Annotated in this window: 25 protein-coding genes and 2 pseudogenes; 22 read left to right on the top strand and 5 right to left on the bottom strand. The window is 63.3% G+C overall.

Features of this window, described 5'->3' with window-relative positions; translation table 11 throughout:
- Positions 1 to 338: 338 nt before the first annotated feature.
- From ACR9WD_RS16750 to ACR9WD_RS16805, 12 genes are all read left to right on the top strand, one after another.
- Positions 339 to 1244 carry an ArdC-like ssDNA-binding domain-containing protein gene (locus tag ACR9WD_RS16750; protein WP_190265291.1) on the top strand — a complete coding sequence of 302 codons (906 nt, stop codon included), beginning with the start codon at positions 339 to 341 and terminating at the stop codon, positions 1242 to 1244.
- 309 nt (positions 1245 to 1553) lie between these two features.
- Positions 1554 to 1760 carry a hypothetical protein gene (locus ACR9WD_RS16755; RefSeq protein WP_190265265.1) on the top strand — a complete coding sequence of 69 codons (207 nt, stop codon included), beginning with the start codon at positions 1554 to 1556 and terminating at the stop codon, positions 1758 to 1760.
- 32 nt (positions 1761 to 1792) lie between these two features.
- Positions 1793 to 2053 (top strand): hypothetical protein, encoded by a 261-nt coding sequence (locus tag ACR9WD_RS16760; protein WP_190265266.1) that lies wholly within the window; start codon positions 1793 to 1795, stop codon positions 2051 to 2053.
- A 74-nt stretch (positions 2054 to 2127) separates the two neighbouring features.
- A complete protein-coding gene (locus ACR9WD_RS16765; RefSeq protein WP_190265267.1) occupies positions 2128 to 2331 on the top strand; it encodes a hypothetical protein in 204 nt (67 codons plus the stop codon).
- Between the two features lie 363 nt (positions 2332 to 2694).
- Positions 2695 to 2946, top strand: a complete 252-nt coding sequence (gene nrdH, locus ACR9WD_RS16770; protein ID WP_047523863.1) for a glutaredoxin-like protein NrdH — start codon at positions 2695 to 2697, stop codon at positions 2944 to 2946.
- Between the two features lie 29 nt (positions 2947 to 2975).
- A complete protein-coding gene (locus ACR9WD_RS16775; RefSeq protein WP_047523862.1) occupies positions 2976 to 3167 on the top strand; it encodes a hypothetical protein in 192 nt (63 codons plus the stop codon).
- The gene (locus tag ACR9WD_RS16780; RefSeq protein ID WP_190265268.1) at positions 3164 to 3709 is read left to right on the top strand and encodes a thermonuclease family protein; all 546 of its coding nucleotides are present in this window, start codon (positions 3164 to 3166) and stop codon (positions 3707 to 3709) included. The genes ACR9WD_RS16775 and ACR9WD_RS16780 overlap by 4 nt, the downstream gene beginning before the upstream one ends.
- An 88-nt stretch (positions 3710 to 3797) precedes the next feature.
- Positions 3798 to 4157, top strand: a complete 360-nt coding sequence (locus tag ACR9WD_RS16785; RefSeq protein WP_086991045.1) for a single-stranded DNA-binding protein — start codon at positions 3798 to 3800, stop codon at positions 4155 to 4157.
- Positions 4158 to 4245: 88 nt separating this feature from the next.
- Positions 4246 to 5037: a ParA family protein gene (locus ACR9WD_RS16790; RefSeq protein ID WP_190265269.1), complete on the top strand. Its 792-nt coding sequence runs from the start codon at positions 4246 to 4248 to the stop codon at positions 5035 to 5037.
- Positions 5030 to 5425: a hypothetical protein gene (locus tag ACR9WD_RS16795; protein WP_190265270.1), complete on the top strand. Its 396-nt coding sequence runs from the start codon at positions 5030 to 5032 to the stop codon at positions 5423 to 5425. Before ACR9WD_RS16790 ends, ACR9WD_RS16795 begins: the two co-directional genes overlap by 8 nt.
- Positions 5426 to 5438: 13 nt before the next feature.
- On the top strand, positions 5439 to 5804 hold the full coding sequence (locus ACR9WD_RS16800) for a hypothetical protein (RefSeq protein ID WP_190265271.1): 366 nt from the start codon (positions 5439 to 5441) through the stop codon (positions 5802 to 5804).
- On the top strand, positions 5804 to 6163 hold the full coding sequence (locus tag ACR9WD_RS16805; protein WP_190265272.1) for a hypothetical protein: 360 nt from the start codon (positions 5804 to 5806) through the stop codon (positions 6161 to 6163). Before ACR9WD_RS16800 ends, ACR9WD_RS16805 begins: the two co-directional genes overlap by 1 nt.
- A 21-nt stretch (positions 6164 to 6184) precedes the next feature.
- Here ACR9WD_RS16805 and ACR9WD_RS16810 read toward each other — a convergent pair whose 3' ends face one another.
- The gene (locus ACR9WD_RS16810) at positions 6185 to 6736 is read right to left on the bottom strand and encodes a hypothetical protein (RefSeq protein WP_190265273.1); all 552 of its coding nucleotides are present in this window, start codon (positions 6734 to 6736) and stop codon (positions 6185 to 6187) included.
- A gap of 485 nt (positions 6737 to 7221) precedes the next feature.
- Between ACR9WD_RS16810 and ACR9WD_RS16815 the strand changes: the two genes are divergently transcribed.
- Genes ACR9WD_RS16815 through ACR9WD_RS16825 form a run of 3 tightly spaced genes read left to right on the top strand, consistent with a single transcriptional unit; the run spans position 7222 to position 8190 of the window.
- On the top strand, positions 7222 to 7584 hold the full coding sequence (locus ACR9WD_RS16815; protein WP_190265274.1) for a hypothetical protein: 363 nt from the start codon (positions 7222 to 7224) through the stop codon (positions 7582 to 7584).
- A gap of 2 nt (positions 7585 to 7586) precedes the next feature.
- Positions 7587 to 7850: a hypothetical protein gene (locus tag ACR9WD_RS16820; RefSeq protein ID WP_047523849.1), complete on the top strand. Its 264-nt coding sequence runs from the start codon at positions 7587 to 7589 to the stop codon at positions 7848 to 7850.
- A 4-nt stretch (positions 7851 to 7854) separates the two neighbouring features.
- Positions 7855 to 8190, top strand: coding sequence for a hypothetical protein (locus tag ACR9WD_RS16825; protein ID WP_047523845.1), 336 nt, complete (start codon positions 7855 to 7857; stop codon positions 8188 to 8190).
- Positions 8191 to 8318: 128 nt separating this feature from the next.
- Here ACR9WD_RS16825 and ACR9WD_RS16830 read toward each other — a convergent pair.
- The 3 genes and pseudogenes from ACR9WD_RS16830 to ACR9WD_RS16840 form a co-directional block, all read right to left on the bottom strand.
- Positions 8319 to 8839 (bottom strand): annotated as a pseudogene (locus ACR9WD_RS16830) (transposase); the annotation flags it as partial.
- A gap of 174 nt (positions 8840 to 9013) precedes the next feature.
- On the bottom strand, positions 9014 to 9958 hold the full coding sequence (locus tag ACR9WD_RS16835; protein ID WP_149597810.1) for an NAD(P)-dependent oxidoreductase: 945 nt from the start codon (positions 9956 to 9958) through the stop codon (positions 9014 to 9016).
- Positions 9894 to 10337 carry a hypothetical protein gene (locus ACR9WD_RS16840; protein ID WP_434923274.1) on the bottom strand — a complete coding sequence of 148 codons (444 nt, stop codon included), beginning with the start codon at positions 10335 to 10337 and terminating at the stop codon, positions 9894 to 9896. Before ACR9WD_RS16840 ends, ACR9WD_RS16835 begins: the two co-directional genes overlap by 65 nt.
- 19 nt (positions 10338 to 10356) lie before the next feature.
- Between ACR9WD_RS16840 and ACR9WD_RS16845 the strand changes: the two are divergent.
- The 6 genes and pseudogenes from ACR9WD_RS16845 to ACR9WD_RS16870 all read left to right on the top strand — a co-directional run.
- Positions 10357 to 10743: pseudogene (locus tag ACR9WD_RS16845) on the top strand (3-phenylpropionate/cinnamic acid dioxygenase subunit beta); the annotation flags it as partial.
- Positions 10740 to 11066, top strand: a complete 327-nt coding sequence (locus ACR9WD_RS16850) for a hypothetical protein (protein WP_005054953.1) — start codon at positions 10740 to 10742, stop codon at positions 11064 to 11066. The pseudogene ACR9WD_RS16845 and the gene ACR9WD_RS16850, both read left to right, overlap by 4 nt.
- A gap of 3 nt (positions 11067 to 11069) precedes the next feature.
- Positions 11070 to 11267: a ferredoxin gene (locus ACR9WD_RS16855; protein ID WP_005054951.1), complete on the top strand. Its 198-nt coding sequence runs from the start codon at positions 11070 to 11072 to the stop codon at positions 11265 to 11267.
- Positions 11264 to 12475, top strand: a complete 1212-nt coding sequence (locus ACR9WD_RS16860; RefSeq protein ID WP_005054949.1) for an NAD(P)/FAD-dependent oxidoreductase — start codon at positions 11264 to 11266, stop codon at positions 12473 to 12475. Before ACR9WD_RS16855 ends, ACR9WD_RS16860 begins: the two co-directional genes overlap by 4 nt.
- 26 nt (positions 12476 to 12501) lie before the next feature.
- Positions 12502 to 13329: an IclR family transcriptional regulator gene (locus ACR9WD_RS16865; protein ID WP_060958823.1), complete on the top strand. Its 828-nt coding sequence runs from the start codon at positions 12502 to 12504 to the stop codon at positions 13327 to 13329.
- Positions 13330 to 13572: 243 nt separating this feature from the next.
- Positions 13573 to 14487: an alpha/beta fold hydrolase gene (locus tag ACR9WD_RS16870; protein ID WP_434923272.1), complete on the top strand. Its 915-nt coding sequence runs from the start codon at positions 13573 to 13575 to the stop codon at positions 14485 to 14487.
- Positions 14488 to 15524: 1037 nt separating this feature from the next.
- On the opposite strand, the gene ACR9WD_RS16875 is transcribed toward ACR9WD_RS16870, so the two are convergent.
- On the bottom strand, positions 15525 to 15875 hold the full coding sequence (locus tag ACR9WD_RS16875; RefSeq protein WP_024476679.1) for a winged helix-turn-helix transcriptional regulator: 351 nt from the start codon (positions 15873 to 15875) through the stop codon (positions 15525 to 15527).
- Positions 15876 to 15946: 71 nt separating this feature from the next.
- On the opposite strand from ACR9WD_RS16875, the gene ACR9WD_RS16880 reads away from it, so the two are divergent.
- Positions 15947 to 16954, top strand: a complete 1008-nt coding sequence (locus ACR9WD_RS16880; protein WP_024476678.1) for a zinc-binding alcohol dehydrogenase family protein — start codon at positions 15947 to 15949, stop codon at positions 16952 to 16954.
- The last annotated feature ends 53 nt before the right edge of the window (positions 16955 to 17007 follow it).

Below are 17007 nucleotides of genomic sequence, written 5' to 3' on the forward strand. Positions count from 1 at the left end.
CCGCCACCCAGGCGGCGGGCGAAGGGGTCACCCCCTCGCGCTCCCCCAGCCGGTCGCATCCGCGACCGGGGCCGCCGACAGAGGGCGGCCAATACGTCGGCCGCTGCGCGGCCGCCCTCATTCCAGCTATCGCATTTTCTTGCCGTGAAGCCTTCGGCAGCATACGTTCGCTCCACCTCCGCGCAAGTGCTTTCGCGGCATATCCTCGCTCGCTGCGCTCGCTCCGGTATTCCACGGTCACTTGCACTCCGGCTGCGCTCTCTGCGCGGCACATTCGTGCCTTCACGGCAAAAAAACGTGAGGGGTAGTTGGTAGTCCGAGACACCAGGAGGTTCATCATGGCACGCACGATCAAGACCCAGAAGACCGCAGAGCAGCGCCGCGCCGAGGCCGACGCCCTGCACGAGTCCATCGCTCAGCAGGTGGAGCAGCTGCGCGACTCCGACGCCTGGCAGCGATTCCTCGACTTCGCCCGAGCGTTTCACTCGTACAGCCTGAACAATGTGCTGTTGATCCTCTCGCAGATGCCGACCGCGACCCGCGTTGCCGGGTTCCGCAAGTGGCAGCAGCTCGGCCGCCAGGTGCGCAAGGGCGAGCGCAGCCTGAAAATCTTCGGGTTCCGCGAGCGTAAGGCCAAGGCCGACGAAGAGAACGAAGACGGCACGCTCGACCAGCTCGACACAGGCGAGCGCGTCGTGCGCTACTTCCCGATGCTCAGTGTGTTCGACATGAGCCAGACCGACCCGACCGAGGAATGGATCGACCCGAACCCCGCGCAGCGGCTCGACGGAAACGACGAGGCCGGAATCTATGCCGCCACCGCCGACTACCTCACCGCCCAGGGCTGGACAGTCACCCGCGAGACGATCCCAGGCGAAACCAACGGATACACCACGACAGACGGCACCAAGCGCGTTGTCGTAGACGCAGCGCTCAGCGATGCCCAGGCCGCTAAGACGATCCTGCACGAGGCCGCGCACGTCATCCTGCACAGCTCGGAGGATCACGCCGAGTACGTCGCGCACCGAGGCTTGAAAGAGTGCGAGGCCGAGAGCGTCGCCTACATCGTCGCCGGGATCATCGGCCTAGACACGAGCGCCTACAGTGTCGGCTACGTCGCAGGATGGATCGGAGACGACACCGACACCATCAAGCAGACCGCCGCGAACGTGCTGCGCGCCGCGCACACCATCGCAGACGCGATCACTGAGGCCGACGAAGAGCAGGAAGCCCAGGCCGCCTAAATAGGCCTATAAGACCTATAAGGGATGCCCGAGCAGCCCGCCGCCAGCCAGGCGGCGGGCGAGGGGATGCCCCCTCGCGCTCCCCCACCAGATCGACGGCCGCAAGCGGCCGCAGAACTTGAACGCTTCGCGTTTCTTGCCGTGAAGCCTGGCGGCACACTACATTCGCTCCACCTGCGCGCAAGTGCTTTCGCGGCATATCCTCGCTCGCTGCGCTCGCTCCGGTATTCCACGGTCACTTGCACTCCGGCATCGCTCATTACGAAGGCGTAAACGCCTTCACGGCAAAAAACGAGAGAGGGAGACACCATGCAGAGCATCACCACCATCACCACCATCGTTCCCATCGTGGACGACACCGAGATTCCGCGACAGCTTCGCAAGCTCGCAGAGCGCGACGAAGACCTGATGAGCTACGCCCGCAGCGGCTACCGGCTCGCAAGCACCGTGGCGATCACCGGCCCGGAGTTCGTCACGTTCGTGGACACGCTCACCCGCGACCCCGAGCACAACTAAATAGACCGATAAGACCTACAGGAGGTAGCACCATGTTCAAGTTCCGCTCGCAGCTCACAGTCGCCCAATGGGCGACGATCCGCGACCTATGCCTGCACGAGCAGCCGCGCCCAGCGGTGCAGCGGCAGGCGTTCGCCAGCATTGAAATCATCGTCATCGAGGACGACCTGACCGTGGAGAGCATCACCGTGCACCCGGACGGCCGCGCCGAGAAGTCGGTACTCAACGGCATCGGTGAGGGCTGGACAGAAAGGGAGCTCGATCAGTCCGAAATGGAGTGGATCGAAGCCTAGACACCATTAGACCTATTAGGTACAATAGACCTATAAACCCCATAACCCCGAAACCGAACCGAGAGGTTGCACTCATGACCATCACCGCCGAGCACCTGACCATCACTCTCGAAGACGGCCGCGAGCTGACCGGCCGAACCCCCGTCGAGCTGGCGCACAAGTGGGCCGAGGCCGAGCACGGCGAAGAGTGGCAGCAGCTCAGCGCCGCAAAGCAGAGCATCGAAATCACCGCTGCGTTCGATGCGCTCAACAGGGCAGCGCAGGAGTACAGCGAATGAGTGCCCGCCGCCCGCGGCCATGCGGCCGCGGGCACCAGGCGGCAGCGCCGGGGCGCTGCACCGGCCGCATCCGCGACCGGGGCCGCCGACAGAGGGCGGCCATGCGTCGGCCGCTGCGCGGCCGCCCATCTTTCAAATCGTATTTTGCCGTGAAGCCTGCGGCATTCTACGTTCGCTCCACCTACACGCAAGTGCTTTCGCGGCATATCCTCGCGTCTCTCGCTGGCGCTCGGCCGCTCCGGTATTCCACGATCACTTGCCCTCCGGCTGCGCTCGCTACGAAGGCACATGGTGCCTTCACGGCAAAAAACGTGGGGGGAGTGTCAGAGGGAACCGAGGCACTGGGCAGGAAAGGAACCGATCATGAGCTTTACAGTCACCGTCTACAGCAAGCCGAGCTGCGTGCAGTGCAACGCGACCTATCGGGCGCTCGATAACAAGGGCATCAACTACCAGGTGATCGACGTGACCGCCGACGATGCGGCCGCCGAGTACGTCAAGGGGCTGGGCTACATGCAGGCACCCGTCGTCGTCACCGATGACGAGCACTGGTCAGGCTTTCGACCCGACAAGATCGAAGCGCTCTCGCAGCGACTCACTGACACCGCGGAATAGACCCATAAGACCCATAAGGGGGAAATATCATGCTGACCAAAGAAGAGCGCGCCGCGTGGATCGCGAAGCGCGAGGCCGAGCACCAGAAGATCAAAGACCGCATCCGTGCAGCCGGGATCAAGTACCCGCTGGGCTGGGATGAAATGGGATCGAGTGAGAAAGATATGTGGGAAGACCGCATGATCCGCTCTATCGACCGGCTCGAAGGGAAGAGCAAGTGAGGGCGGGCGCGCTGCGCACGATCCTTGCAGGCGCGCTGCGCACGATCCTTGCAGGCGTGCTCGCAATCGGAAGCGCCACCGGCCTACAGAGCTGCACCGAGACGAGCGCAGCCGACGCCGAGCTGCTGCCCGCTGAGAGCGCACAAGTGATCGCCGTAGTGGACGGCGACACCATCGACGTGCAGACGGCCGGGGGAGAGGCGCGCGTGCGCCTCATCGGCCTCGATACACCCGAAATCAACCGTGACGGCGGGCAGGATGACTGCTACGCGCAAGAGGCGCGCGACGAGCTGAACACAATGGTCTACGGGCAGGCGGTCGAGCTGCGCGCCGATCCTACTCAGGATGACACCGACCGCTACGGGCGACTGCTGCGCCACGTCTACATCGACGGGCAGAGCGCAGCCGTCGTGCTGCTCGAAGCAGGAGCCGCGCACGAGTACACCTACGATGCGCCCTACGTCGGCCAGGCCGAGCACCGCGACGCAGAGCGCGCAGCGCAGGCCGACGCGCTGGGAATGTGGGGGAGCTGCACCGGATAATCTGCGAAACCATAGACACGACTAGACCTATTAGGTACAATAGACCTATAAACCCCATAACCCCGAAACCGAACCGAGAGGAAAGATCATGACCACCTTCATCAGCTTCACCGGGAACCTGGCAAAGGCACCCGAGCTGCGCACCGACAAGAACGGCCGCCCCTACACCTTCGCTCGCGTCATCCGCACGGATCGCGTGAACAAGGGCGGTGAGTTCGAGGACGGCGGCACCGAGGGCTACGACGTTGCAGTCTGGGGAGCCGACGCCGAAGCGCTGTGCGACCTCGCTGAGCGTTGCGGGAACGTGCGCGTGAACGTCGCGGGCGAAGAGCTGCTGGACACCTACACGAACGACGAGGGCAACACCCGCACCGTTCGCAAGGTGCTCGATGCGGAAGTGACCGTGAGCCTTCGCGGCCAGACCGTCACCGTCGAGCGCCGGAACTAGACCGCCGAGATAGTGGGCTGCCAAGGTGCAGCCCACTATCTGCCCCCAATAGGGGTATTAGTACCATTAGACCTGAAAGAAGGGCACCATGATTCTTGCGTATTGCAACCAGAAGGGCGGAGTGGGGAAGTCCACCACCGTCTACCACCACGCCCGCGCCGCGATCCTCGCAGGACAGAGCGTGCTGGTGATCGACGCCGACCCGCAGGGGAACATCACCAGCGTTCTCACCGAAGACATGCAAGAGGGCGACGTCGGAGTGGCAGACGCGCTCAGTAGCCGCAGCGAAGACACGCTGGCCGACGTGCTCGTGCCCGGTATCTGGGAAGGCCTTACAGTCGCGCCGACCGTGGGCGACAACCTGGCCGACGTGCGAAACGAACTCGTTATCTCATCGGAGCCGGGCCGCGAATCGCGGCTGCGCGCGCAGCTCGCCGCGATCCAGGCCGAATATGACCTGGTGCTCATCGACTGTGGCCCCGCTATCGACCCGCTGACGATCAGCGCACTCACGGCCGCCGAGGCAGTCGTGATCGTCTCACAGTCGAAGCTGTGGAGCGTCAACGGCCTCGCGAAGCTCATGACCACCGTGGGCCAGGTGCGCGAGCACTATAACCCGCAGCTCACGGTCGCCGGTCTGGTGCTCAACGCCCACGAGGCGCACACACTCGCAGGTGGCTACTGGGCCGACGAGCTGACGGCGGCCGCCGAGGCCGCACAGCTCCCGATTCTTACCCCACCCGTGCCGAAGCGGCAGGCAATCGCAGATGCCACCGAGACGGCCCGCGGCTTGGACGAAGGCGACGCGCAGTCGCGCGACCTCGCCGTGATCTACGCCGCACACATCGACCAGCTCATGAAGGGAACTGCTCATGTCTAAGAAACCCGAACGCCGACGCTCACAACTCGGCGGCCTGTCGCCCGTAGCGCCGATGAGCGGCCGCGTTGAGACGGCACAGCCGGCCCCTGAGAGAACAGCACCCGCAGCGGCCGCGCCCGCTGCGCCAGAGCGCACCGTGACGGCCGCCAGCTCGAAGCCTGGCACCCGCACGAAGATGGGCTATTACGCGGCCCCGGAGGATAGCGAACGCATCCGGGCAGCGTTCATTGCAGCGAGGAACGCAGGGCGGCCGTATCGGTCACTCTCTGACTTCCAGCTTGAGGCAATTCTCGACAAGGTAGTTCAGCTCGAAGCCGAGCTGAACGGCGGCCGACCGTTCGAGGGCGCACCCGCGCACAGCCTGTCACCCGGCCGCCCGATGGAGTAGGGGAGTAACCACAATGGCAATCAACGAGGAACAGCGGCAGCTCGAAATCGCCGCCGAGGTCGAAGAGCTGGCGCGTGCGCTCGCGCACTCAACCCGTGACGTACCGCACCCGCGCGACTCATACCGGCTGCTCGGTGAGCTGGGCGCGACTATCGACCACCTGGCGCAGGTGATCGACCAGCTCGGCAAGTGGCACAGCCGCACCGAGGACGGCACACACTACGACGGCGAAGACGGCGACGGCACCGGCAGCGCCCGTGCGGCCGCTGACGAGATGACCACCGCAGCAAACATGCTCAGACTGGCATCGAGTCACGTTCATCGGGCACACGGCCATAACGGCGTCGTGCGTTGGTATCAGGAGCCGCAGGAGAACTGATGAGCGCGCTACAGATCATCTACTATGTCGGGATCGTCGTAGGCATCGCCATGTTCGTTGCATCATGGCTGATCCGCCGTAAGCAGATCACCGAAGGCCCGCTGGCCCGAGCTGAGAAACCGTTGATGCTCGGGGGAGCGGCCGTTGGCCGCACCGTTCCTGAAGCGGTCATCCGGGCCATCAATATAGATTCTCTTGCCCAGATTCAGTTGCGGGTGATGGCCGCCGGGGCGGCCGCTCCGGATATTGACGAAGACGACTTGCGTGATCTTCCTGACCTAGGATCGGCCTTCAATGACGACAACGTATGGCGGTTTCACCTTGCCGCTCTTGAACATGACAATCGTTTGATCCGCTGATATCAGATCGCTCGATCCAGGTCAGGGCCGACGCCTCCTTATTGCCACGCGAAGCCGGTCCACGAGTGGTAGCGTCACCCAGATAACGGTCGCCACTGTGAGCGGTGTGGTGATGAGGAGTTGCACCGGTATCGCCAGGGCGTGGAGTTTCGGACTCAAAAGGTATGCCGAGAGAACGGCGGGTGGATAGAGGGCGATCCAGACCGCAAGAGCCGTATGCCATCGGGGAGCTTTTCTTTCGCCGGCACGCATCGTGTCGGCGAAACCTTCGAGTCCTTCTATCGTCAGCGGTATGGGGTTTCCCTGGGTGAGTTCGTCTGCCGTGTCGAGATGTCCGAGACGTTCTTCACTCTCCTCCCAAGCGATGAGCTGATAGGCCGAGCTGAAACCCAATTCAACGATTACCGTCGTTACGGACTTCTGTTGAGTGTCGCGCACACTCGATGTGATGTAGCCGGGAAATCGCGCGGCCCGTCGACAGAGCTCGTCAGCCCAGTCACGAAGTTCTGATTCGCGGCCGGGAGAGGCGCGTCGAGAGATGATGACGAGTACGGGAAGAGTTTTTGAGTCCATGATGCCGAATCAAGGATAGCATAACTCAGCTATTGGTCGAGACCCGAAACCAGGAGATCGGTCGACTGCGCTCAAACCGTGAGTCCTTCGGTGTGCCATAACGCATCGTCGACACTGGTGTCCGGGCTCAGGAGACAAGATGGAGCAGGACGCATGAGTTGCTAGATATGCCGTTGGGGGGAATCGTGCGACGGGCGCACTCGTATCCACCACGGACAGGGCTTAAGTGCTGTTTGTAACCGGCCAGTTGTGGGCGCGAGCTCGAGCCATGGGGCCGGGTCAGTGCAGATCTGCAATGGCGCGACACTCGCGTACTACAGGGAAGGTTAGACCTGGCAGCCTAACCGGGGCACAGGCGAAGATGCCGACTGGATATTCGGTGTATCACTCTGAGGACTAATCCCCCCCTACGTGTCAGGGTTGAGTGAGTCCACCGGTTTATAGCAAGTCCGCCTCGTGGGGCGAGTTGAAGGATCACCAATCTGATGAGTTTGAGTTCCCCGGTCGCGGTCGTCGCGGCCGATGATGGAGTCGTGAGCGCACCCTCGATCCCGGACGGGCCGACGCGTCGGCGTTCGTTCTCGCCGGGCCAGAAGTTGCAGTACCTGTCCGAGTACGAGGTCGCGTGCGAGACGGGTGAGGGCGCGGGATACCTGCGCCGACATGGCCTGTACTCGTCGCTGATCTCGGAGTGGCGCCTCACCAGGGGGCAGGAATCCTTCACATGGTTCTTGCCCCCTCATCTGTTTAATGCCGCTGATACACCCGGGCAGCTTTATGCGCGGCTAGCGGCAGCCAACGGTAAATGGGGCTACTGTTATGTAGCCGCATTTTGTGCTACCCTTTAGTTATGGGAGTTCAGTTCACGAGTAGCGCCGACAAGCACGGCATTCCGCGCGAAGATTCGCTCTACGCGATCATGCACGCGGAGGTATCGGCCGAAGTTGATGGGGAGCCGGGCGAAGTCACGATGGTCTATGTCGGGCACCCGCACGGTCAGACTGATCGCTACATCGAAGTTATCGCCGCGCACCGTCCACCGCGAACCATTGTGATCTTTCATGCGATGCCACTGAGTGATCTGTTCCGACACCTACTCAACGAAGGGAAGTAGCACCATGAGCACCAACTACGAAAAGCTGGCGGCGCGCGCCGAGCGCGGCGACTTCAAGGTAAAGCCTGGCACCGTGCGCCGAGGATCGGAGGCGACCGCCGAGGCGCAGCGTAGTCTCATTGAGGCCACGGGCGCGACGAGTGTGGACGAGCTGACCCGCATTGTGCTCGGGCGGCCGAGCGTCGGCGCGAAGGCCGGAGCATCGCCCGTGGTGCGTGCCCGCGTGCCGCAGGCGCTCAAGGATCGCGTGACCGCAATTGCCGAGCGCGAGCACCGCAAGGAATCTGACGTGGTGCGCGAAGCCCTCGCCGCCTACGTCGAGGTGCGGGCTGTGCGCTGATATGGACGAGGGTAAGCCGCTGCCGTGGGGCACACGTCGCGGTCCGTTCGGGCTGGTCGTAGACGGCCCGAGCTACCCGAAGTGACACTGCCCGTAAACGACCGTTTGTGACCTGACAGGTTTTGAGATCATGCTCTGTTCCGCAAGCGGTGACTCAAACCAAGTACGAAAACTGGCTCTTCATAATCCGGGGTGTAGGAGGGGTTGAATCCACCGGATTCCAGTAGGTACCGGGCGATGTAGTTGGTCAGGTTTCGGAAGCCCAGGGCGGAGCCGCCCAGGTGCTCGAGCCGGCCGTTGATGGCTTCGGTGGGGCCGTTGGAACTGCCGGGGCGGTCGAAAGTAGGCCAAGATATCCGCTGCCCGCTTCTTCAGCGTCCGGCCCAGGGCGGCGAGTTCGGTTTCCGGTAGGAGGCGACCATGGGGCTGAGAGAACGCCCAGGTAGCCTCGACCTCCACATGTTCACTCCCGTTAAAGACGTCCTGGATGAGAGAGTGCTCCCGATTGGTGAGCAGGTCAGCCCCGGTCAGCAGACTCCTTCTCGCCTTGTTGAGGGGCGTCCTTCTGGTCTCGGCAACGCTCGAAGGCGTCTCCGGCGAGGCGGACTACCTGGAACGGATCCATCACCGCGGTGGCCTCGGGCAGTTGAGTATTTGAGGTCCTGAGAGCCACACGTTATTGCCTTTCAGAGCCACCTGTATGCCACCGGAGTCGAAAGGCGAGATGATCAAAGGCAGTCCACGCTTCGACCACCGCCCCGACCTGACCAGCCTCGTCGTGGGAGATTGAAGTTCTTGAGCATCCACGCGGCACTGCCGGCAGCTAGGCTCGAGCTCGTGCATCCAAACGGTCTCCGAATACTTCGGTGACGGCTTGCACCACGGGGACGTCCACGGACCGATCCTGGGCTACCTGACGGGCTTGCGCCAAGTCCTTGTGCCAAGGCCGTAGCTGGGGCGCCACATCGGCCTTCTCGTAAGCGCGGGCCGTCTCGAGTAGGAAATCGGGATTCCGGACAGACCAGCAGTCTGCGGTGCCGCCTGAGAGGACCTCCATTAATGCCTCACGCTCGATACTTGCCGTACTGGCCAGGTCCAGTGCCTCCTGGAGCACTGCCTGGGTGCCGAAGAAGACGATCTGGTTGGCGAGTTTCACGAGTTGTCCTGCGCCCAGCGGCCCGACCGGAGTGACTGTTCCCAGGAGTGCCAGCCAGGGCAGGACACGTTCCATGGATGCTGTCGGCCCTCCGGCCATGAGGGCCAGTTGACCCTCCCGGGCGGCGTCGGCACCCCCGCTCACCGGAACGTCCAGCATCTCGATACCGCGATTCAGGAGCGGATCAGCCAATCGGGCTACCGCGTCGGGGCCGACTGTCGACATCAGCACGACTGTCCGGAGACGGGCGACACCAGCCTTTGGGCTACTGCCACTAGGTGGGGTGGCGACAATGTGGGCTATGACGTCGGCACACTGCCCCGCGCTCCCTACCAGAATCAGGACCGCGTCCGACGACTCCACCACCTCCTGGACCGACTCCACGACGTCAAGATCCAAGGCAGAGCCGCGGACACTCGACCGGGCGTCGTACCCGACCACCCGGAATCCACAGGTCTGCAGTCGGCGGGCGACCGGCAAACCCAGATTTCCTAAACCGATGACGCCAACGGAGGGAAGAACCTCGACGTTTTTAGACATTACTTCCTCACCTCTCCGTGGCTCGTTCGACTCGGCTTTTCTGGGCGTTCTCTGTCCCACCGTCCCTGCCATCGTCCTTCGAAAATTTGTTGGAATCGGTCATGGCGCCATCACCGGTGTCAGTCATATTGTCGGTGCCTTTCGGATCATCGGCGCCGCTGAGGCTGCTGCCAGTTCCGCCGTCATTGATCGAGTGGTCCGCCGGGGACTTACCCTTCCTGCCCTTCCAGGACCGTAGCAGCGGAACGCCCAAGGTGAGCAGGCTCATGATCAGCAATATCATCGGCACTGGGTGGAGGACCCAGTCGTAATTTCCTCCGTTGATGATCGTCGCGCGTCGGAATCCGGTCTCAGCAAGCGGGCCGACGATCAGGCCGATGACCAGCGGGGCTTGAGGGAAGCCGCCCTTGATCATGAAGTAGCCCAGAACGCCCGCTCCCACAGTTACCATGGCATCAACCAGGCTCGATATCATGCCCGTGCAGGTCACTACCGCGCTCGGCGCCGGGTACTCGACGTCTCCGGGCATGGCGCATTGGGACGAGAACAAGTACTCCCTGAGCCGGCGGGTCGCCCGCTTCCTCACGGAACACGCCTGGACAGAGGATCCGCCCTCCCGGCTCCGTCACTTCGTCACGAACGTGCGCACCTTCGAGAGCGACGTCCCGGGCGAGGTCGTCGTCGATTCTGCGGTGCTTCTTTTCCGCAGTCGCGGCGACGTGCACGAGCCCGCGGTGATCTCGGCCGGCCGCGAAGACGTTCTGCGACGTGTCGGCGGCGGGTTGCAGCTCGCACGCCGAACCATCACGGTCGACGAGTCGGTCTTGCGCACACAGAATCTGGCGATCTTCCTATGAAACTCGAATGGGAAGGCGAAGAGGACGACCGCATCGCGGCCATCGCAGCAGCAGACGAACGTCAGCGGCTCGAAGACCAGCGGGTAGGGGCTCCGATCTCGATCGCCAATGAGTTCTCGGAGATCCGGGTATCTCGCGTGGAGACACGCAACGGCTCCCGGCTCCTGATCGAGTCGCCGCGATCCGGGCAGTGGGTCGCTCTCGATCCGCTCGAGCTCGAGGCGCTGACCTGGCAGACTACGGCGACGTTCTCCGCCATGATCGCCCAACCGTTCGCACCGATGTTCCCTGAGATAACGCCTGAAGAAGCAGGAGAGGAGTGACACATGCCTGTCGTGAAAGCGGATCTCGGGCTCTGTCAGGGCTACGCCAACTGCATCATGGCCGCGGGAGACTATTTCGATCTCGATGACGACGGCGTCGTGATCCTGCTCAGAACAGAGGTCGACGAGGCCGACCGGAAACGGGTCACCGAGGCGGCGAACAGCTGCCCGGTTTCCGCGCTCCGGGTGGAAGACGAATGACGACAGCGATTGTCGGTGCGTCGATCGCGGGGGTACGGGCCGCGCAGGCGCTTCGGGCAGAGGGGTATCGCGGAGACGTTGTGCTCATCGGCTCCGAGCCCGTGCTGCCCTACGACAAGCCGCCGCTGTCGAAGGGATACCTCGTCGGTGCAGGTGCAGCCGAGGTCACGCTCCTCACGGCGGCGGAGGCGCTCGAGCTTAACATCGACCTTCGTCTCGGTGTGCCGGCGGTAGGTCTGGACCGTGCGTTGTCGGAGCTCCGGCTGGCGAATGGACGGCGGGTCGGCTTCGATGACCTCGTGGTGGCGACCGGCGTCCGCGCGCGGCCGTCGCCGTGGGGTGAAGGCGAGGGAATCCATGTGCTGCGGACACTCGACGACGCAGACCGGCTGCGCGCCGAGCTAGTTCCCGATCGCAGGATCATCGTCATCGGAGCGGGCTTCATCGGCGCCGAGGTCGCCGCGACCGCTCTTGGGCTCGGAGTCGATGTCACCCTGGTCTCGGCGACACGCGACCTGATGTCACGCCGGCTCGGTGACGAGATTGGCGCCCTCTTCTCGCAGAAGCACTCCCGGCATGGCGTACATGCGGTTCTCGGACGGACGGTCGCGCAGATCGACGGTGCGAAGGGAGACTTCCGCGTGCTCCTGGATGACGGTTCCGAGCTCCACGGTGATGTCGTCGTCATCGGCATCGGGGCAGTGCCGAACGTCGAATGGCTCGAGGACTCAGGGCTCGAGATCGACGACGGTCTCGTCTGCGACGAATTCCTCACGGCACTCGGCGCCCCGGAAATCCATGCGATCGGCGATGTTGCGCGGTGGCGGCATCCGGTTCGCGGCGATCTCACCCGTCTTGAGCACTGGACGAATGCGGTCGACCAGGCGCGCTGTGTCGCGCACAACATCGCTCATCCCGACGACCGACGCTCATATCTGCCTGTCGAGTATGTCTGGAGTGACCAGTTCAACTGGAAGCTGCACATCGTCGGTCGCACGACGGCAGTCAACCCCGAGATGGTGACGGACCCTCGAACACCCGACCGGATCGCGTCTCTGTACTCTCAGAATGGTCTGTCATTCGACGGGGCAGTGGTACTGAATTGGCCCCGCGCTCTCGTCGAAGTCCGCCGGTCCATCGCAGCGGGATCGTCGCTTTCCGACGTTCGTGTACGACTGGGCCGGCTGCTCGAATCGGCGTCCGGATAGACCTGGACGGGATCGCCTTGCCCTTGATGGCGGCCCTGAGGGCCGGCAGGAATGATACAGTTTCTGTTGTGCAGAGAAATAGAGCAGCCGACGGAGTCGATGCGGCTCCGCAATACCCGATCGAGTCGGTCGACAATGCCCTGAAACTCCTGCTCCTGCTCGGTGAGAAGAACGAACTTCGACTGACGGACGCCAGCAAGCACCTGGGTGTCGCGACCTCAACGGCGCATCGCATCCTCGCGATGCTTCAATGGCGAGGATTCGTGCGGCAAGACCCGCGAACGAAGACATACGGGCCAGGGCCGTCGTTGACCACGATCGCCTTCTCGGTGCTGAGAAAGATGGACATCCCGCAGATCGTGCAACCGATCCTCGAGGAACTCAGCCACCAAGCCGGCGAGACGGTTCACCTCGGCACGCTCGACGGCAACTCCACTCGCTTTCTCGCAGTCTCGGAACCGACGACGGCGGTGCGAGTCGCTTCACGGTTGGGCAAGGAGATGCCGGCCCATTGCACCTCCACGGGAAAGGTTCTCCTGGCGCAGCTCCCGCGAGAACAATTGGACCGTCTCTACCCCGACGAGCAACTCTCACAGGTGACTCCGCAGTCGATCCGTACCAAGACCGAGCTCCTCGCACAACTGGATCTTGTCGCGAAGCAGGGCTATGCAACGAACCGGGAGGAGAGCGAGGAGGGCGTGGCCTCGGTGGCCGTGGCCGTTCCCTCGGCGAGCGGGCTGCGGTTGGCGATCAACGCATCTGCCCCGGTGTTCCGCTTGCCTCCCCGCAAGGTGAAGACCCTCGTCGCACTCCTCGATGAGGCAGCCGTACGTCTGGCCGACCTGACCTCCTGAAGGCTCGTCGTCTCTTTCCCCTGCGACCTGGTGCAGGGGTCGTTCGGCGCGTTCTGAAGAGAGCTCGAGCCATGCTGGACTGTTGGCGCCGCGCATGCTATTGTGTCTTCTAGTTAGGAACAAGTTCTGCTCAGCAGATAAATATGCGAAGAGGATGATCAATGGAGATCGTACTGGTGCACGGCGGATGGGTAGGCGGCTGGGCGTGGGACGGCGTCATTGCCTAACAGGCCTGGGGAAGCTATGGATTCGATTTCACGCCCAGACGACGTCGCGCCGATCTCGTACACCGAACTGGCGCCGTCGGGTGCGCCTGCTCGGTGGATCGTCCTCGTGCACGGGGGTGGTGCCTCGAACGAGTACTATCTCGAGACGCCCGACGGCCGACAGGGCTGGGCGGCACGATTCGTATCGCTTGGCTACGGTGTGCTGGTGGTGGACTGGCTGGGGTTGTCCTATGAGGCGGCCCAACACGTCGATGATCGTGCGGCGTCTGCGCGGCTGGACTATGAGAGCGTGTGCCGAGGGATGGGCGTGTTCCTCTCTGGTCTCGGCCGGAACGTCGTGCTGGTCGTGCACTCGATGGCAGGTCCGATTGGCTTCCGCCTCCTAGAGACGCATGGCGATCTCATCGACGGGCTCGTAGCCGTCGCTCCGGGCCCGCCTGGAAATATACAGGCGGTGCCCGAGATCGTGAGGGAGTCCGACCAGGAGGTCTCCATCCGTGGAGCGGCCATCGACTGGACCATCCCGAAGATGGGTTTCTGGGAACCCACAAGCGCCTTCGTGAACGACAAGGCCATCGGACCCAGCCGGCGGTTCCCCCGCGAGTGCATCGAGGTGTTCCGCCGCACCCTTCGGCCGATCCCGGCCCGGATGCTTTATCAGCGTCAGAACATCGGTGGGAGCCAAATGAGGATCGGGCCGACCGACGCGTTCACGAACAAGCCGATTCTCGTCTTCACGGGTGGAGCCGATACCGACCACCCCTCGCAGCTGGATCAGGACATCGTGGCCTGGCTCACCGATCAGGGCGCCGCCGTCACCTTCTGGTCGTCCGAACTGCCTCTTCTCGCTGGGAACGGCCACACGCTGATGGTCGAAGACAATAGCGACGAGATCGCTGACGAGATCGCGCGGTGGATCACGGCGCTCTGACTCGCCACCGTATCGTCCCGGCCATTATTTCAGCCGACCCGACGTCCCCAACAGCGGAGGAGAACGCCAGTCGTTTCCTTCGTGTCACTCGAGGGAACGCTGTGCCAGCTCGTTGCCGACTACGACTTGGTCGATCGGGCCCTTGCTCGAACTCCTCATTTCATACGTCTGGCGATGGACTCAAGGGAGATGTTCGCCGACGGCCGCGTGCAACTCCAGGTCATCGGTGGACAGCTGAGGCGTCTGCCACGACGCATCGAGACGATCGGTTCGCAGCTCGAACGGAACGTTCGGGCTGAGCATAAGGATGTTCCGAGACCTCCAGGAACGCGGATGGATCGGTTCGTTGGTCGGGGAGCTGACGACCACCCTGGTTGGCGTGGCGCTTATCGTCGCTGCGGTGCTACTTTCGGTCTCGGGGGGTGGCCCCCAGCTCGCCCCGACGTCGCACTCCTACCGTTCCTAGGGGCGGGGTGGTCGGCCTCGCGGGCAGGCTCCTCGTGCTGAGGCCGCTGCGCACCTCCTTGATGCGCACCACGCTGATCGCCGGATCCTGGCAAACTATCCCGCGACGCGAATTCGCAGGGGGTGTCGGCGCGACTTTCGATCGACGTACAGTGCCGTCCGTTAACAAACGATCGGTTCGTGCGACCGAACTGTCGAACGCCTGTGCATCGCTGCGGCGAGTTCCTCATGGCGCAGTACCTGGGTTTCGCTTCCGGAAGAAGATTTCACGAACCCCAGCGACACGGTGTTGCGGTGACGTTCGACGAAAGAGAAGAAGGATGGCCCGGCGAATCCCAATCGCGCGAAGTCTCGCCTTCGAAATGACAGAAGCGCTCCTGTGCTCGCGCGTCGGTTACTTCGCACCTTCTAGGTGTGACGTTATCAATTAGGGTGATGACGACCGGTGACGGGTACCGGTACCTGCTGAACTCTGTCGTGTCCGGTGACGGCGACCGCGACGCCTCGTCTGTGTTGACGCGGTATTACGCGGAGGCCGGGACTCCTGGCTCGATGTAGCGCCGAGGGGGTCGCTACTGGTCGGTTCCGACGTTGTGTTCAACCCAGTCGCGCAGATGCTTCAACGGGGCGGCTGCGCTGTGTCCGAGGTCAGTAAGTTCGTACTCCACGCGAGCGGGAACCTCGGGGTAGACGGTGCGAGTGAGCAGGCCGTGGTCTTCGAGACGCTTGAGGGTCTGGGACAGCACCTTGGGGCTGACGCCTTCCAAGCGTCGTTTGAGTTGCCCGTTGCGTTGCGGCCCGTCTTCGAGCGCACCGATGGCCAGGGCGCTCCACTTGTTGGCGAGCAGGTCGAGCATGTCGCGGCACGGACACATGGCCGCGTACACGTCGTTCCGGTCGCACTCATCCACGGTCTGACTCATACGTTCATGGTATCCGATGGGTACTAGGTTGCCTTGACGGTAACCAGTAGGTCTGGGGAACCATAATTGGCATGACGGCTACGACTGCGATCGGATACGAGAAGAACCTCCCCGCCACCGACCCCGAGGCGCTGACCGCCCGCGAGGTCGAGGTGCCCGAACTTGGACCGCATGACTTGTTGGTCGAGGTCGAGGCGGTCTCGGTGAACCCGGTCGATGTGAAACTGCGGGAAGGCGCTCCTGCGAACGGGTTCAAGGTGCTCGGCTTCGACGCCGCCGGTACGGTGCGCGAGGTCGGCTCAGCGGTGACGCTGTTCGCTCCGGGTGACGAGGTGTACTACGCGGGCAGCATCGACCGGCCAGGTACGAACCAGCGCCTGCATGTTGTGGATGAGCGGATTACGGGGCGCAAGCCGCAGGTGCTGTCGTTTGCCGACGCTGCTGCGCTGCCGCTGACGGCGATCACCGCCTGGGAGACCCTGTTCGAGCGGCTCGCCCTTACCGAGGACTCGACCGGCACCCTGCTGGTGATCGGCGCGACCGGCGGAGTCGGATCGATCATGCTGGCACTGGCCGACGCGCTCCTGCCGAACGTCACCGTGATCGCCACCGCCTCCGACGATGAACGCTCCGCCTGGGTGCGCAACCTGGGCGCGGAGCATGTGGTGAACCACCGCGACGACCTGGCTGAGCAGGTGCTCGCCGTCGCGCAGGATGGCGTGGACTGGCTGTTCACCGCGCATTCCGCGGGGCAGATCGAAACCTATGCGCGGATCGTTCGAGCGTTCGGGCATATTGTCGCCATTGACGACGGTCCGCGCGACGTGTTCCCGCTCAAGGGCAAGAGCATCGCTTGGCACTGGGAACTGATGTTCACCCGCCCGCTCAGGCAGACCCCGGACATGATTGAACAGCACCAGCTCCTGAACACTGTCGCTGACCTTGTAGATCAGGGCCGCATCCGCACCACGGCCACAACGACACTCGCGCCGATCTCACCGACCACACTCCGCGAGGCGCACGAGTTGGTCGAGAACGGCCGCACAGTCGGCAAGGTCACCGTCCACAGATGGGAGTAGACTGAAACCGCGCGCACGCGCATGTTCACAGGCGAGTGCGTTTGCAGAACCTC

The sequence above is a fragment of the Glutamicibacter sp. PAEs-4 genome, from assembly GCF_051161755.1.
GTDB classification, from domain to species: domain Bacteria; phylum Actinomycetota; class Actinomycetes; order Actinomycetales; family Micrococcaceae; genus Glutamicibacter; species Glutamicibacter nicotianae.

Bases quoted from the DNA above. Each gene is read 5' to 3' on its own strand.
- ACR9WD_RS16750 (WP_190265291.1), top strand. From the start codon at position 339: ATGGCACGCACGATCAAGACCCAGAAGACCGCAGAGCAGCGCCGCGCC.
- ACR9WD_RS16755 (WP_190265265.1), top strand. From the start codon at position 1,554: ATGCAGAGCATCACCACCATCACCACCATCGTTCCCATCGTGGACGAC.
- ACR9WD_RS16760 (WP_190265266.1), top strand. From the start codon at position 1,793: ATGTTCAAGTTCCGCTCGCAGCTCACAGTCGCCCAATGGGCGACGATC.
- ACR9WD_RS16765 (WP_190265267.1), top strand. From the start codon at position 2,128: ATGACCATCACCGCCGAGCACCTGACCATCACTCTCGAAGACGGCCGC.
- nrdH (WP_047523863.1), top strand. From the start codon at position 2,695: ATGAGCTTTACAGTCACCGTCTACAGCAAGCCGAGCTGCGTGCAGTGC.
- ACR9WD_RS16775 (WP_047523862.1), top strand. From the start codon at position 2,976: ATGCTGACCAAAGAAGAGCGCGCCGCGTGGATCGCGAAGCGCGAGGCC.
- ACR9WD_RS16785 (WP_086991045.1), top strand. From the start codon at position 3,798: ATGACCACCTTCATCAGCTTCACCGGGAACCTGGCAAAGGCACCCGAG.
- ACR9WD_RS16790 (WP_190265269.1), top strand. From the start codon at position 4,246: ATGATTCTTGCGTATTGCAACCAGAAGGGCGGAGTGGGGAAGTCCACC.
- ACR9WD_RS16795 (WP_190265270.1), top strand. From the start codon at position 5,030: ATGTCTAAGAAACCCGAACGCCGACGCTCACAACTCGGCGGCCTGTCG.
- ACR9WD_RS16800 (WP_190265271.1), top strand. From the start codon at position 5,439: ATGGCAATCAACGAGGAACAGCGGCAGCTCGAAATCGCCGCCGAGGTC.
- ACR9WD_RS16805 (WP_190265272.1), top strand. From the start codon at position 5,804: ATGAGCGCGCTACAGATCATCTACTATGTCGGGATCGTCGTAGGCATC.
- ACR9WD_RS16810 (WP_190265273.1), bottom strand. From the start codon at position 6,736: ATGGACTCAAAAACTCTTCCCGTACTCGTCATCATCTCTCGACGCGCC.
- ACR9WD_RS16815 (WP_190265274.1), top strand. From the start codon at position 7,222: ATGAGTTTGAGTTCCCCGGTCGCGGTCGTCGCGGCCGATGATGGAGTC.
- ACR9WD_RS16820 (WP_047523849.1), top strand. From the start codon at position 7,587: ATGGGAGTTCAGTTCACGAGTAGCGCCGACAAGCACGGCATTCCGCGC.
- ACR9WD_RS16825 (WP_047523845.1), top strand. From the start codon at position 7,855: ATGAGCACCAACTACGAAAAGCTGGCGGCGCGCGCCGAGCGCGGCGAC.
- ACR9WD_RS16835 (WP_149597810.1), bottom strand. From the start codon at position 9,958: ATGGCAGGGACGGTGGGACAGAGAACGCCCAGAAAAGCCGAGTCGAAC.
- ACR9WD_RS16840 (WP_434923274.1), bottom strand. From the start codon at position 10,337: ATGGTAACTGTGGGAGCGGGCGTTCTGGGCTACTTCATGATCAAGGGC.
- ACR9WD_RS16850 (WP_005054953.1), top strand. From the start codon at position 10,740: ATGAAACTCGAATGGGAAGGCGAAGAGGACGACCGCATCGCGGCCATC.
- ACR9WD_RS16855 (WP_005054951.1), top strand. From the start codon at position 11,070: ATGCCTGTCGTGAAAGCGGATCTCGGGCTCTGTCAGGGCTACGCCAAC.
- ACR9WD_RS16860 (WP_005054949.1), top strand. From the start codon at position 11,264: ATGACGACAGCGATTGTCGGTGCGTCGATCGCGGGGGTACGGGCCGCG.
- ACR9WD_RS16865 (WP_060958823.1), top strand. From the start codon at position 12,502: ATGGCGGCCCTGAGGGCCGGCAGGAATGATACAGTTTCTGTTGTGCAG.
- ACR9WD_RS16870 (WP_434923272.1), top strand. From the start codon at position 13,573: ATGGATTCGATTTCACGCCCAGACGACGTCGCGCCGATCTCGTACACC.
- ACR9WD_RS16875 (WP_024476679.1), bottom strand. From the start codon at position 15,875: ATGAGTCAGACCGTGGATGAGTGCGACCGGAACGACGTGTACGCGGCC.
- ACR9WD_RS16880 (WP_024476678.1), top strand. From the start codon at position 15,947: ATGACGGCTACGACTGCGATCGGATACGAGAAGAACCTCCCCGCCACC.